Source organism: Olleya sp. KKT75, from assembly GCF_055635485.1.
Genome location: NZ_CM145759.1, coordinates 1,452,486 through 1,467,642 on the forward strand (window position 1 = coordinate 1,452,486; position 15,157 = coordinate 1,467,642).

Annotated in this window: 14 protein-coding genes; 11 read left to right on the forward strand and 3 right to left on the reverse strand. The window is 33.7% G+C overall.

Annotation, left to right across the window (positions count from 1 at the left end; all coding sequences use genetic code 11):
- Positions 1-6: 6 nt before the first annotated feature.
- Entirely contained in the window at positions 7-651 is a 645-nt protein-coding gene (locus ACZ2G2_RS06445; protein ID WP_470394590.1) for a hypothetical protein, read from the forward strand.
- Positions 652-858: 207 nt separating this feature from the next.
- On the opposite strand, the gene ACZ2G2_RS06450 is transcribed toward ACZ2G2_RS06445, so the two are convergent.
- From ACZ2G2_RS06450 to ACZ2G2_RS06460, 3 genes are read right to left on the reverse strand one after another with little or no spacing between them, the layout of a single operon-like run.
- On the reverse strand, positions 859-1,989 hold the full coding sequence (locus tag ACZ2G2_RS06450; RefSeq protein WP_470394592.1) for a DUF5929 domain-containing protein: 1,131 nt from the start codon (positions 1,987-1,989) through the stop codon (positions 859-861).
- Between the two features lie 51 nt (positions 1,990-2,040).
- On the reverse strand, positions 2,041-2,796 hold the full coding sequence (locus tag ACZ2G2_RS06455; RefSeq protein ID WP_470394593.1) for an SDR family NAD(P)-dependent oxidoreductase: 756 nt from the start codon (positions 2,794-2,796) through the stop codon (positions 2,041-2,043).
- Between the two features lie 13 nt (positions 2,797-2,809).
- Positions 2,810-3,685: an aldo/keto reductase gene (locus ACZ2G2_RS06460; protein ID WP_470394595.1), complete on the reverse strand. Its 876-nt coding sequence runs from the start codon at positions 3,683-3,685 to the stop codon at positions 2,810-2,812.
- 159 nt (positions 3,686-3,844) lie between these two features.
- Between ACZ2G2_RS06460 and ACZ2G2_RS06465 the strand changes: the two genes are divergently transcribed.
- The 10 genes from ACZ2G2_RS06465 to ACZ2G2_RS06510 all read left to right on the forward strand — a co-directional run bounded on the left by ACZ2G2_RS06465 (position 3,845) and on the right by ACZ2G2_RS06510 (position 15,155).
- Complete coding sequence (locus ACZ2G2_RS06465) at positions 3,845-4,846, forward strand: AAA family ATPase (RefSeq protein ID WP_090836858.1); 1,002 nt, start codon at positions 3,845-3,847, stop codon at positions 4,844-4,846.
- Between the two features lie 99 nt (positions 4,847-4,945).
- Complete coding sequence (locus tag ACZ2G2_RS06470; RefSeq protein ID WP_090836856.1) at positions 4,946-5,812, forward strand: DUF58 domain-containing protein; 867 nt, start codon at positions 4,946-4,948, stop codon at positions 5,810-5,812.
- A 14-nt stretch (positions 5,813-5,826) separates the two neighbouring features.
- A complete protein-coding gene (locus tag ACZ2G2_RS06475; RefSeq protein ID WP_470394597.1) occupies positions 5,827-7,500 on the forward strand; it encodes a hypothetical protein in 1,674 nt (557 codons plus the stop codon).
- The gene (locus tag ACZ2G2_RS06480; protein ID WP_470394599.1) at positions 7,500-8,504 is read left to right on the forward strand and encodes a vWA domain-containing protein; all 1,005 of its coding nucleotides are present in this window, start codon (positions 7,500-7,502) and stop codon (positions 8,502-8,504) included. Before ACZ2G2_RS06475 ends, ACZ2G2_RS06480 begins: the two co-directional genes overlap by 1 nt.
- Positions 8,505-8,599: 95 nt before the next feature.
- Positions 8,600-9,637 (forward strand): vWA domain-containing protein, encoded by a 1,038-nt coding sequence (locus tag ACZ2G2_RS06485; protein ID WP_281846293.1) that lies wholly within the window; start codon positions 8,600-8,602, stop codon positions 9,635-9,637.
- A 57-nt stretch (positions 9,638-9,694) separates the two neighbouring features.
- On the forward strand, positions 9,695-10,540 hold the full coding sequence (locus ACZ2G2_RS06490) for a tetratricopeptide repeat protein (RefSeq protein WP_470394601.1): 846 nt from the start codon (positions 9,695-9,697) through the stop codon (positions 10,538-10,540).
- Between the two features lie 25 nt (positions 10,541-10,565).
- A complete protein-coding gene (locus ACZ2G2_RS06495) occupies positions 10,566-12,350 on the forward strand; it encodes a BatD family protein (protein ID WP_470394603.1) in 1,785 nt (594 codons plus the stop codon).
- 39 nt (positions 12,351-12,389) lie between these two features.
- Positions 12,390-13,145, forward strand: a complete 756-nt coding sequence (locus ACZ2G2_RS06500; RefSeq protein ID WP_470394604.1) for a tetratricopeptide repeat protein — start codon at positions 12,390-12,392, stop codon at positions 13,143-13,145.
- Between the two features lie 60 nt (positions 13,146-13,205).
- Positions 13,206-13,493: a hypothetical protein gene (locus ACZ2G2_RS06505; protein ID WP_090836844.1), complete on the forward strand. Its 288-nt coding sequence runs from the start codon at positions 13,206-13,208 to the stop codon at positions 13,491-13,493.
- 84 nt (positions 13,494-13,577) lie between these two features.
- The gene (locus ACZ2G2_RS06510; protein ID WP_470394606.1) at positions 13,578-15,155 is read left to right on the forward strand and encodes a SulP family inorganic anion transporter; all 1,578 of its coding nucleotides are present in this window, start codon (positions 13,578-13,580) and stop codon (positions 15,153-15,155) included.
- The last annotated feature ends 2 nt before the right edge of the window (positions 15,156-15,157 follow it).

The following is a 15,157-nucleotide window of genomic DNA, read 5'->3' on the forward strand; positions in this document are numbered from 1 at the left end:
AAAATCATGAATTTATCATTAAATATATTTAGTAGCATTCCTTGCTGGTTAATCCCTTTATTAGTGGGTGTAATATGTGCTATTTTAGGTTATCTTTTAGGAAAACTATCGGGTAGCGGTAATACTAATACTGTTGACTTAGATGTTTATAAAAATAGAATTAGTAAACTAGAAACAGATTTGGCTGCTTGCCAGTCAAGTAAAGTATCTGTGTCACGATCTTCTGGAGCGGGCAATACGGTGTCTTCTTTTGCAGCAGGAGCAGCAACAAGCGCTGCGGTTAAAACAGAGGTTGCAGCTAGTGCAGCACCTGTAAAGCAAAGTAAACCTGTTGAGGTTGTTCCTCCAAAAAGTACTTTTGACGCAGTAGCAGCAAAAGCAGTTTTTGGTAAAAAGATAAAGGAAGACGATTTAACTGTTGTAGAAGGTATTGGACCAAAAATAAAAGAGTTGTTTCATAATCACGAGGTAACAACTTGGGCAGCATTAGCAAGTTGTAGTGTAGAAAAATGTCAAGAGGTTTTAAAAAGTGGTGGTAAGCGTTTTGAAATGCACAAACCAGGGACTTGGCCAAGACAGGCGGATTTAGCAGCTAAAGGCTTATGGAAAGAATTAAATGATTGGCAGGACCAATTGGACGGAGGTAAGTAATAAATACCTTAATTAAAATAAAAAAAGCCAATAATTACAATCGTAATTATTGGCTTTTTACATAATATAAAACCATATTCAATGCCGAGCTTTGTCGGGAGAATCAAGGTTTTTAAAGTTAATTAATTTAGTCTTTCATTGTAAATGTGTTCTTAATTAACTCTTTGTAATGGTGCGCTATGTATACTATTGCTAACCATTTTAGTCTTAGTTGTATTTTACTTTTCGTAAAATACGTAAGACGTCTTTGTATTTTCTATAAATTTCAGGAAGCGCTTTTAAAAAGGGTTTAGCCTCATTTAATTTATCTAATGCTTCGTGAAATAAATTTAGATAACATATTAGATACGTATCAGGTAGGTTGTTTAGATCTTTTGTTTCGTTAATATTTAAAATTTGTCCTTTTTTTAACTTTTCTAAAATCGCATTATTGTTATTATATATGTGATGTAGAATTTTTTTATCAAATTGAGGCGCATTAAAAAGTAATGTAGAATCTATGTTGTAGCTGGCACTGTCAGAAAAACTTATGGTTGTTTTTTCTAAAGGATAGTATTTATAAGCGTCTTGAAGTCCGAGTTGTAAATATTCTATTATGGTAAAAGAATGTTCTGTGTAACTAATAGAAACTTCGTCTAAAGTAGAAAAAAACAATCGGACTTGTTCATTTATTAACTCGATATCTACTCTAGAGTAAAAGGTTTCGTTTTTAACCTGTTTTTTTTCGCCTGACCAACATAACACAAAGTACTCCTTGAAAACAATGTATTTAGGGTTGTAGTCTTGGCGCTTTTTCATAAAATCAAAAACACCATCTAATGTGTATTCAATATTGTTTTGCGCGTGACTTTCTATAGCTTCGACAATTTTAGAATTTACGTCTGTAATTTCGCTTTTAAAAACCTTGGGCATACTAATGCTGCCATCTCTAAAAAATACAGAGCCGCCATAATACTTCCAGATGTTTTTTTTAAGAGAAGTTAGCCCTTCTTTTGGCCTTATAGTAACTAGTCCAACAACTTTGTGGTCGGGTAAATGTGGGAACGGAATATTCTCGTATTGTACTATAGGAGGATTATTGAAATAGGCATTGATTAGGTTTTGAATTTTAGAATCGTCAAAAAAGTCAACACCTATAATTTGGTTGTCTTCATCTTCTACGCCAATTACTATAAACGAATTGTTTTTAGGGTTGGAGTTTGATAGTGCGCAAACGTGTTTTAAAAATTTAGCTTTACCTTCTTTTTGGCCAATGTCAATTTTTCGCTTTTTATCGTAAAAACTATTCTCGTCGTTATGTGCGAGTAAGTTTTTGATAAGTAAGCGTTTATTAATCATGACTTATTTTAAGGGTTAATATTTTAAAGTAATTTTATTTCACGACTTAGATTACTCCTTTTTTACAATTGTAGAGCTAGCTTGAGCGGTACAAAACATAAGTACATCTGCAATGTTAACATGTGCTGGACGTGATACTGCAAAGTAAATAACGTCTGCTAAATCTTCAGGTTGTAATGCTTTGTAGCCTTTGTAAACAGTGTCTGCTTTGGCATCTCCTTTAAAACGAACTTGAGAGAATTCAGTCTCCACTAATCCAGGATTTATGGCAGTTACTTTAATTCCAAATGGATTTAGGTCAATGCGCATACCTTCAGTTACTGCAACAACTGCGTGTTTACTTGCGCAATACACATTACCTTTTGGATACACTTCTTTTCCGGCAGAAGATCCAATATTGATGATATGTCCCGATTGACGCGCAGTCATTTGAGGTATAATGGCTTTGCTGACATATAATAAACCTTTTACGTTTATGTCTAACATGGCATCCCAATCGTCTAAATTACCATCTTGAATTGGGTCTAAACCATGTGCATTACCAGCGTTGTTTATTAAAATATCTATCTGTTTAAAATTTTCAGGAAGCGAATCAATAGCAGCAAAGACTGCTTTTTTATCGCGAACATCAAAATTTAAAGTATGTACATTGGTTTGTTTTGATAGTGCTTTTTGTATGGTGTCTAAACGTTCTTGGCGACGACCACAAAGGATAAGGTTAATGCCATGTTTAGCAAACTCATGTGCTGTTGCGCGACCTATTCCGCTAGTTGCACCAGTAATTAATGCAGTTTTTGTATTACTCATTGTTGTATTTTTTTTATGGTACTTTATGTCCTTGGCTAGCAACTAATATTGAAAACCAATCTTCTAATTCTAATGTAATATGTGTTGCCGCTATAGCATCTGTTAATCTTTTGGTATTTGTGGTGCCCACAACGGGCTTTATGTTAGCAGGATGTTTTAAAATCCATGCTAATAATAATTGATCTTCTGTTGCATTGTATTTTTGCAATAAAAGGCCTAATTGTTTGTGGATGCGTCTAGTTTGCTCTGTGTCTTCTCTAAATACGCTACCTAAAGGAGACCAACACATAGGTTGTGTATTGTTTAATTGCATATGGTCTAAAATACCGTCATGCATAGGGGTATGTTGTGTTAACGAAAATTCTATTTGATTTACAGAAACAGCGGTATGTTTGGATAATAAATCTGTTTGTGATGCTGTAAAATTAGAAACACCAAAGTCTTTAATTTTTCCTTGTTGTTTTAAAAAAGTAATGGCTTCTGCAACTTCTTCTGGGTTTAGTAATGGGCTAGGTCTGTGCAATAACAGTAGGTCTAGGTAGTCTGTTTTTAAGTTTTTAAGTGATTGCTCGGTTGACCAAATAATATAATCTTTACTATAATTATAATGCTTGACCTGGTTTTCTGGGCGTGTTTGTCCAATATATTGAATACCGCACTTAGAAATTAACTGAATATTGTCACGGTTTATACTAGATTCCGCGAAAGCGTTACCAAATTGGGCTTCCGTTGTGTAGTCACCATAAATATCAGCGTGATCAAATGTAGTTATTTGATTTTCAATACAATGATGCATTAGCTGTATAAAGGCTTTTTTGTCTAACTGCTTGCCCCATTGTCCCCAAGTCATTGTTCCTGCAATAACTTTTGAATACTTATTTTTTGTCATAGTGTTAATTGAGCATTAAAAGTAAAACATAAATTACTCTTAAAAGTGCAATAAACACCCTATTTTTAACCAATTATTAACACGATTACAGCGAAAAATTTAACAATTTGCACCACTTGAATTTAAATAACGGTTCATTTTCTTAAAAAACAACATATAATGGAACAAACAAGTACAATTGATATCAAGTCAATTAACGAGAAAATTGAGAAAGAAAGCGCATTTGTAGATTTACTTATGCTTGAGATGAATAAAGTGATTGTTGGCCAAAAACATATGGTTGAGCGATTATTAATTGGTCTTTTAGGTCAAGGTCACATTTTATTAGAAGGTGTACCTGGATTAGCAAAAACTTTAGCTATTAATACGTTGTCTCAAGCAATTGATGCTAGTTTTAGTCGTATCCAATTTACACCGGATTTATTACCATCTGATGTTGTTGGAACGTTGATTTTTAATATGAAAGAAAATGACTTCTCTATTAAAAAAGGACCAATATTTGCCAATTTTGTTTTAGCAGATGAGATTAACAGAGCACCTGCAAAAGTGCAATCTGCGTTATTAGAAGCGATGCAAGAAAAGCAAGTGACTATTGGAGACGAAACATTTAAATTAGATAAGCCATTTTTAGTAATGGCAACTCAAAACCCAGTAGAACAAGAAGGGACTTATACGTTGCCGGAAGCACAAGTTGATAGATTTATGCTTAAAACCGTTATCGATTATCCTAAGCAAGCAGAAGAGCAGTTGATTATGCGTGCTAACTTAAAAGGAAACTGGGAGAAGGTTAATCCTGTTGTAACCGTTGCACAAATTTTAAAAGCACAAGAAGCTGTTAGAGAAGTATACATGGATGAGAAGATCGAAAAATATATCTTAGATATTATTTTTGCTACACGTTATCCAGAGCAATACAAGTTAGCAGATTTAAAACCATTAATATCTTTTGGAGCCTCTCCGCGTGGTAGTATTAACCTAGCAACAGCTGCTAAATGTTATGCGTTTATTAAGCGTCGTGGTTATGTAATACCTGAAGATGTACGTGCTGTAGTACACGATGTATTACGTCACAGAATTGGAATTACGTATGAAGCAGAAGCAGAAAACGTAACTTCTGAAGATATTATAAACAAGATTGTAAACGAAATTGAAGTACCATAGATGCGTTGGCAGTAATTAGTATTTATAGGCTTTGAGCTAAATTAATACTGATTATATTTTGACTGCTTACTGAAGACTGCACATAGCATACTAAAAAAAATGGATACTAAAGAGCTACTAAAAAAAGTACGTAAAATTGAGATTAAGACACGTCGTTTGTCTGATCATATTTTTGGAGGAGAATACCATTCTACCTTCAAAGGTCGTGGTATGACTTTTTCTGAAGTAAGGCAATACCAATTTGGAGACGATGTTAGAAATATAGATTGGAATGTTACTGCACGTACCAGTCAGCCACACATTAAAGTTTTTGAAGAAGAACGTGAATTGACCATGATGCTTATGGTGGACGTTTCAGGATCAGAATTTTTTGGTACTGAAAATCAGTTTAAAAACGAAATTGTAACAGAAATAGCTGCAACATTAGCATTTTCTGCCACTCAGAATAACGATAAGATTGGATTGATTTTATTTTCCGATCAAGTCGAATTATTTATTCCGCCTAAAAAAGGACGTTCTCACGTCTTAAGAATAATCAGAGAATTAATTGAGTTTACACCTAAAAGCAAAGAGACCAATATTGTCGAAGCTTTAAAGTTTTTACGCAGTGTCATGAAAAAGAAAGCTATTGTATTTGTGATGAGTGATTTTATTGCTGATGATTATCAACAAACACTTAAAATAGCAGCTGGAAAACATGATATTACTGGTATTAGAGTTTTTGATAGACACGAAGAAAATATCCCTAATTTAGGAATGGTACAAATGCAAGATGGAGAAACAGGAGCGTTAATGCTAGTTAATACCAGTTCTAAATCTGTAAGAAAAAATTACGCTAAGTTTTACAACGAAAAGGTAGCCTATTTTAAAGATAGTTTTGCAAAGTCTGGAGCAGGTAGTATAGCTTGTAGAACAGATGAAAGTTATGTAAGAAAGTTATTAGGTTACTTTAAAACAAGAGGATAATTAATTAGTTAAAAGTGAAAAAAATAATACATTTTAATACAGTAAATACAATCAAAGCTATAGGTTTTTGTCTTGTGGCGATTGCCTTGCTGCTTTTACCTACAACGTCTTTTGGTCAAGTAAAAACAACAATAGATTCTACTTCCATCAAAATTGGAGCGCAAATCACTTATAAAATTGAAGTAGAGACGGATACCTTAAACTCGGTTATTTTTCCGGTTGGGCAAACGTTTTTACCTCTAGAAATGATTGAGTCTTATAAAACGGACACAACTAAATTAGACGCTAAGTATAAACTAATTAAAAAATACGGTTTAACACAGTTCGATTCTGGACGTTACGTTATTCCGCAGCAAAAAGTAATTATTGCAGGAAAGCAATACGTGTCAGACAGTTTATTGGTTGAGGTTAACAATATAGTTGTAGATACTACAAAACAAAAATTGTTTGATATAAAACCAATGCTTGAAGTTGAAAAACCAGCTAGTGATTGGTGGAAATATGTACTACTTGTTTTAGCTATTTTAGCACTATTAGGGTTTGTTATTTATTGGTTTGTTTGGCGTAAAAAACCATTAACAGAAGAAGAGCAAATTGCACTACTACCACCATATGATAGAGCAAAATTAGCATTACAGAAATTAGACGAAAGCAATTACTTATCTCAGGACAACTATAAAGATTACTACTCAGAGTTAACATTAGCTATCCGTACATATTTAGACGAGAAGGTTTATGATAGGGCTTTAGAAAGCACAACAGATGAGTTAATTACAAGATTAGAAGTGTTAAGTGATGGTAGTCAAATAGAGCTGTCTAAAGCGGATATTAAAAAACTAGAAACCGTTTTAAAACGTGCCGATTTAGTAAAATTTGCAAAATCTGCTCCAGACGTAGAGTTGGCAAAAATTGACAGAACAGTTATTGATCAAGAGATTGATCATGTAAAAGAAGCCTTGCCAGAACCAACTGAAGAAGAGAAACTTTTAGATTTAGAATACAAAAAGCAACAAGAGCGTAAAGATTATCTTCAAAAAATATGGGTCACTATTGCTGCACTAGTATTTATGCTAGGATTGACGTTTGCAGCGTTTAGCTATAGATATGGTTTTGATTATGTGGTAGACACGGTATTTCAAAAAGAAACAAAGCAGTTGTTAGAAGGTGGTTGGGTAGATAGCGATTATGGTTTTCCTCCGATAACAATTTCTACTCCAGAAGTTTTAAAAAGACAAAACACACCAATTCCGGAAGAGTTAAAAGATAAAATTAAAGTGTCTGCTTTTGGTTATGAGTTAGAAGGTAAAGTTACAATTGCAACGGTAACAACAACCTTTATGGATGCGCCTACAGGCGAAAAAGGACCATCTGCAGAGGATAATCTGTTACAGGCTATTGAAGGTAATTTAAAAGCTATTGAAGCTGAAGGTGGTCGAAACATAATATCTAATAAAGATAAGTTTAAAACACCAAATGGTGCAGAAGGTGTTAAGACTTCTGGAACTTTAGATTTTCCTGTTGACGATGCTAAATCGGATTATGTAAACGGTCAGTTTGTAATATTAAGTTTTGCTAACAAACAGGTCATGCAGCAAATTTTGATAACCTATTTAAAAGATGACATTTACTTGGATCAAGTGGTGGAGCGTATTTTGGCATCTGTAGAACTTAATCAAAAAGAAAACTAATGTTAGACGGAATTACATTTTTGAATAAAGAATTCTTTTGGTTGCTTTTAGCATTACCATTGGGTATTGCTTGGTATGTTTTTAAAAACAATAAGCAGACTGCCGAGTTAAAAATATCTAGTCTTAAAGGGTTTCAGATCACTAATTCTCTTTTACCTAAACTAAAACACGTGTTGTTTGCATTGCGTCTTTTAGCTTTAGGAATATTAATTGTTGCTTTAGCTAGACCACGTACATCAGAGACTAATACAAAAACCAAAACAACACGAGGTATAGACATTGTAATGGCTATTGATGTCTCTGCAAGTATGTTGGCAAAGGATTTAAGTCCAAACCGTCTTGAAGCTTTAAAAAAAGTGGCTGCCAAGTTTATTATAGGGCGTCCAAATGACAGAATTGGATTGGTGGAATATGCTGGAGAAAGCTATACAAAAACACCAATAACAAGTGATAAATCTATTGTATTAAACTCTCTAGAGGACATTAGGTATAATACAATTATAGAAGGAGGGACCGCTATTGGTAGTGGGTTAGCAACTTCTGTTAATAGATTAAAGGATAGTAAAGCTAAAAGTAAAGTCATTATTTTATTAACCGATGGTGTTAATAATTCTGGTGTATTAAATCCAAAAATTGCTAGTGAATTGGCAGTAGAGTTTGGTATAAAAGTATACACTATTGGTATCGGAACAAATGGTATGGCCCTGTCTCCTATTCAAATTTTGCCAAATGGTAGGTTTCAGTATGACAGAGTTCAGGTAGAAATTGATGAGGATCTTTTAAAAGATATTGCAAAGGTGACTGGTGGAAAATATTTTAGAGCGACTAACAATCAAAAGTTAGAACAGATTTATGCTGAAATTAATAAGCTAGAAAAGACAGAAATTGACGAAATAAAATATACAACTTATGACGAGCATTTTAGACCGTTTGTTTGGGTCGCAGCTGCGTTGTTATTGTTAGAGTTTATAGGAAGGATTACGCTGTTTAAGAGTTTTGTATAACAGGCAAATATTCCGCGAAAGCGAAATAAAAAAGATTAATTAAAACATCCAAGCACGAATAATTGGCAAGGGTTAATAATAGAATAGTATAGATAATGTTTCAAATAGAAGAAAAAATATGGTTTTGGACGCTGCTGGTTATTCCGGTATTGGTAGTCTTCTTTTTGTTGCTTCAGTTTTGGAAAAAACGCACACAAAAAAAGTTTGCTAATAAGGCGTTATTAAAACGTTTAAGTCCTAATCAGTCCGTATTTAAATCGGTTTTAAAATTAATAGTATTGTGTTTGGCTTTTGCAAGTTTGTCTTTAGCATTGGTAAATCCTAAAGTAGGGACAAGTTTAGAGACTGTTAAACGCGAAGGTGTTGATATTGTATTTGCAGTGGATGTTTCTAAAAGTATGCTTGCAGAAGATATTAAACCTAGCAGATTAGAAAAAGCGCAGCAATTGGTGTCTAAAGTTATTGATAACCTTGGAAGTGACCGTGTAGGTATTATTGCTTACGCAGGAAAAGCATTTCCGCAGTTGCCAATTACTACGGATTATTCGGCAGCAAAAATGTTTTTGCAAAATCTTAATACAGACATGTTATCCTCTCAAGGTACAGCTATAAACGAAGCGATTATTTTAGCTAAAACCTACTACGACGATGATGAGCAAACCAACCGCGTTTTAGTAATAATATCTGATGGAGAAGATCATGGTGAAGGTGCATTAAGAGTTGCAGAGGAAGCTAACGAAGAAGGTATAAAAATCTTTACCATTGGTGTTGGAGAGTTAACAGGAGGTCCAATACCATTAAAAAGAAATGGGACTTTGCTAGGTTATAAAAAAGATAAACAAGGAGAAACTGTAGTTACAAAATTAAATGAAGAGACCTTAAAAGGGATTGCTAATCAAGCGGGCGGTGTTTACATTAATGGCGCTAGTACAGATAAGGTTGTTAGTCAGGTTAAGGATCTTTTAAATAAAATGGATAAGAAAGAATTTGAAGCGAAGCAGGTTGCTAACTTTGAAAGCAGATTCCAATGGTTTTTAGGCTTAGCAATCTTGTTGTTATTTATCGATATTTTCTTTTTAGAACGAAAAACAGCTTGGCTTAAAAAGTTAAACTTATTTAACGAGAATTTATAAATCCCTTAACATCAACAATTCTAGGTCTTTAGTATATTTACAAGTCACAATAATTAAATGAAAAACGTCTTAACTTACATATTACTATTACTATCCATAACTGTTGTTGCACAAGACAAAACAGAGGAGAAGGCAGCATTAAAACAAAAGCTAAAGGCACAAAGTTTTGTAGCAGAGGCTAATGATTTGGCTGCTAACGATGCTTTTGTGGAGGCAGAAATGGAATATCGTAAAGCGTTATCCATAAAGCCAACGCAAGTAGCTGGCGCGTATAATTTGGGACACCAGTACATTAAAAAAGGTAATTTTGAAGAAGCACTATATCGCAACCAACAAGCTGCAAAAAATGCGACTACAAAAGAAGAAAAACATAATGCCTTCCATAATATGGGTAATATTTTAATGGAAGAAAAAAAGTGTAAAGAAGCTGTAGAGGCTTACAAAAGCGCGCTTAGAAGTGATCCGTCGGATGATGAGACTAGATATAATTTTGCGCTAGCTAAGGCGTGTGCAAAACAGCAAGAGGATGATAACCCTCAGGATGACGATAAGGACGGAGAGAATAATAAAGATAAGGACGATAGTAAGGATAAAGATAAGGACAAAGAACAAGAGGATAATAAAGACAAGGATCAGCAGGATAAAGAAGATCAAGGCGATAAGGATAAAAAGGACGGTGATCAAGATAAGGATGAAGAAGGAGCGCCAAAGGATGATAAAGAAAGTGATCCAAAGGAAGGTGATAAAGAGAATCAGCAAAATCAACCACAACCAGGTCAAATGTCGCCTCAGCAAATTAAAAACTTACTAGAGGCCATGAATAATCAAGAACAAAAGGTTCAGGAAAAAATAAATGCCCAAAAAGTTAAAGGAGCAAAACAACAGACAGATAAAGATTGGTAGTTAAATCTTTATATTTGAGAATTAAATGAAATTACTAAAATACATACTCCTAATTTTTATAACCTGTTCTACTACTTTAGTAATGGCGCAAGGTACAGACGCAGTATCGTTTCAAGCTAAAGTTAGTAAGAAAAAACTAGCATTGAATGAGCGGTTACGTGTCGACTTTCAAATGAATAAGGATGGCGATAACTTTGTAACGCCAAGCTTTTCGGATTTTGTGGTTGTTGGAGGACCTAATCAATCGGTTAGTAACTCTTGGGATGGAAAACAACGTCGCTTTACTAAAATTTATAGCTACTTTTTAGCACCTAAAAAAATGGGTGTGTTTACCATTGCTGAAGCAACAATTGAGATTGATGGTGTTGTTTTTAAGACCAATCCAATAACCGTTAAGGTTACCAAAGCACAAGAAAAACCAGACGATCCAAACGATCCGGATTATATTGTACAGGAAAACATACATTTAGTTACTGAGGTCTCTAAGACTAATCCTTATTTAAACGAGCCCATTACCGTTGTTTATAAATTATACGTGGCACCTAAGGCTGGTATTAGTAACTACAGAGAGATTGAAAGCCCTAAGTTTAATGGGTTTTGGAGTCAAAACATAGAAGACAGAGGTCTTAAAATACAAAACGGAACATATAAAGGTGAAGAATATCGTTATGTGACGTTAAGAAAGGCAGTCTTGTATCCGCAAAAAACGGGTGAACTAATTATTGAGCCTTTAAGTTTAGATATTACACTAGAAGTGCCAACTAATAGACGTGATATTTACGGTAGGCAAATCAAAAATCAAGCACATAGAACCATTACTGCAGGTACAAGAAGTGTCACTGTAAAAGCACTTCCAGAAGAGGGTAAACCAGCTAATTTTACTGGAGCTGTTGGAGATTTTAAGTTTAATGTAACAACAACAAAAAGCAGTCTAAATGCCACGGAGTCGTTACAAGCAAAAATTGAAGTTTCAGGAAAAGGAAACTTGAAGTTGTTTCAATTACCAAAATTAACAACACCAAGCACATTAGAGGTTTACGACCCTGAACATGCGGAAAATGTACGTACTAATTTAGCGGGTATGCAAGGTCAGATTTCTGATAGTTATACTATAATTCCGCAGTATAAAGGTAAGTTTCCTATTCCGCCAATAAGCTTTTCTTATTTTGATTTAAAAACCCAAAAATATGTAGAAGTAACGTCTCAAGACATTGTTGTTAATGTATTAGAAGGGCCAATTTATGCAGAAGCAGATAACAATTTGCCACTAGCAACTAATGGTAAAGATTCTAATGTTTTAAACCAAAAGCAATTTGCTTCTATCAAAACAAGGACTAGTTTTGTGTCTAAGGAAAACGAAACATTTTTAAATTCTCCTATATTTTGGACAAGCCTATTAGGACCATTATTAGCAATTCCTTTAGCATTATTTTATAGAAGAAAACGTGACGAAAGGCAAGCCGATGTTTCTGGTAATAGAAAACGTAAAGCAGACCGATTAGCTAAAAAGTATTTGTCAGAAGCTAAAAAGGCACTTGGACAAAAAGAATCTTTTTATATCGCTTTAGAAAAAGCATTGCATAATTACTTAAAAGGGCGTTTAAGTATCACAACGTCAGATTTAAGTAAAGACAAGATAACAGGCTTATTAACGCAAAGAGGTGTAGATACATCTGTTGTGTTAGACTTTGAGGCTATACTTGAAAATTGTGATTTAGCCCGTTATACGCCAATTACAGACGTAACAATGCAACAAGATTACGACAAGGCAGCAACGACTATTAATCAGATAGATAAACAAATTAAATAACGCTTATTTTTAGTTTCGCTAAAGCGGAAATTAGTATAAATGAAATACATACTTTACATATTTTTATTTTTCTGCGGAAGCATTACAGCTCAAGACCAATCTGTTTTTGATCAAGCTAATGCATTGTATAATGACGGAAAATTTGAGGACGCTATTGATAAGTACCAGTCTATTGTTGACGGTAATCAACACTCGGCAGAAGTCTATTTTAATCTAGCAAACGCGCATTACAAGCTTAATAATGTAGGACCAAGTATTTATTATTACGAAAAAGCGTTACAGCTTAAACCAGAGGATGCTGATATTTTAAATAATATGGAGTATGCTAAACAGATGACGGTAGATGCTGTTCAGGAAGTTCCTGAATTGGGGTTTTCTAGATTTTTCAATAAAGTAACTAACCTTTTTTCTTTTGATGATTGGGCAAAATTAGCAATTGCACTGATGGTTATTTTTGTGGTGTTATTACTGGTTTATTACTTTACCTATAGTACGCAAAGTAAGCGTGTTTCTTTTATCTTAGGATTTGTGTTTTTGTTTTTAAGCTTATCTAGTATAGGATTGGCTTTTCAGAAACAAGCATTAGATTATAGAGATAATCCAGCAATTGTATTTGCGCAAAAAAGTGAAGTTAAAACCGAACCGAATTTGAGCGGTAACGAAGCTTTTACACTACATGAAGGAACTAAAGTATTAGTTCTAGACACCATTAATAATTGGAAAAAAATCAAATTAGCAGATGGTAAAACCGGTTGGATCTCGGCAAAAGATATAAGATTGTTAAACAATTTTTAGCCATTCCTTAACACATTACTGTGTCTATAGTTATATATTTGCTTTTCTCAAAGTAAAAAAATGCACAGAAAGTTAGTATCCATCTTCTTTACAGTATTGTTTTTGGCGCTTATTACAGCTCCATCAATAATTGTTGCTATAGATGATTCTGTGGATGTTTCTGTGTTTTACAGCTTGTCAGAGGAAGAGGAAGAAAACAAAAATGTAAATCTAACTTTTGTTATACAAAACTTAGAAGATGCCTTTTTTGAGACTTCAAAAACTACTGATTATTTAAGGTACCATTTCAAAACGTATCCTAAACCACATCTTAATTTAATTTCCCCACCTCCCGAATTCATTTTGTAATTTATTAGGCGGACGACTTAGTCCATTCAAAAATTATTAAAATATAACCATTGAGAGCGCTCAATGGTCAAAATGAATTTATATATGTTTAAAACGTTAAAAAACGACTTGCCAGCAAGTATCGTTGTATTTTTTGTAGCATTACCTTTATGTCTAGGTATTGCTTTAGCTAGTGGTGCGCCACTTTTTTCAGGAGTTATTGCCGGAATTATTGGTGGAGTTGTTGTTGGAGCTTTAAGTGGTTCTAAAATTGGAGTAAGTGGTCCTGCAGCAGGATTAGCAGCTATTGTATTAACTGCAATTGGATCTTTAGGAGGGTATGAAAACTTTTTAGTAGCAGTAGTGTTAGGTGGAATTATTCAAATAGTATTTGGAATTTTAAAAGCCGGAGTTATTGGGTATTATTTCCCGTCTTCTGTAATTAAAGGGATGTTAACCGGTATTGGAATTATTATTATTTTAAAACAAATCCCTCACTTTTTTGGTTACGATTCAGAGCCAGAAGGTGCAGATAGTTTTGTAGAAATGTCTGGAGAAAACACATTCTCTGCAATTTTAAATATCACAGATAATATAACTTTGGGATCTATGGTTATAGGTTTAATTGGATTAGCCATTTTATTATTATGGGATAAGGTATTATCTAAAAAAGGTAAGATCTTCCAAATTGTACAAGGTCCTTTAGTAGCAGTAGTATTGGGTATTGTTTATTTTGCAGTAACACAAGGGACAAGCTTAGGTATTAATCAATCACACTTAGTAAGTGTGCCAATTCCTGATAGTTTAGATTCTTTTTTAGGTCAATTTAGTTTTCCTAATTTTGGTGCCATCACAAACCCAGAGGTTTGGATTGTAGCATTTACAATTGCATTAGTAGCAAGTTTAGAAACGTTATTATGTGTTGAAGCAACAGATAAGATAGACCCAGATAAAAATGTAACACCAACTAATAGAGAGTTATTAGCGCAAGGTACCGGAAACATTATTTCTGGTTTAATTGGAGGTTTACCAATTACACAGGTAATTGTACGTAGTTCTGCAAATATCCAGTCAGGTGGGCGTAGTAAAATGTCTGCTATTATTCACGGGTTTTTACTATTAATCTCAGTAGTATTAATTCCTAAGTTGTTAAACATGATTCCTTTATCGGTGTTAGCAGCTATACTTTTAATTGTAGGATATAAACTAGCAAAACCAGGATTATTCAAAAAAATGTACGACATGGGATGGAAGCAGTTTGTGCCATTTGTGGTTACTGTTTTAGGTATTGTTTTTATTGATTTATTATGGGGAATTGGTTTAGGATTGTTAGTTGGTATTGTTGTAATATTAATTAAGAGTTACCAGAATTCTCACTTTTTACATATTGAAGATAAGAGTAATGGAAAGCATAAAATAAAAATGACTTTTGCAGAAGAGGTTACTTTCTTTAACAAAGGTGCTATTTTAAAAGAATTAGATAGTTTACCAAGAGATACTTACTTAGAGTTAGATGTTAGAAAAACACGTTATTTAGATAATGATATTATCGAAATTTTAGATGATTTCGCTTTTAAAGCGAAAGAACGTAATATTGATATTCAATTAACTTCTGAACGCGGTATTGTTGAAAATCCAGATAGTTTTATCGAGTTTTTTAAACTAAGACCAAAATCAGCCTAAAC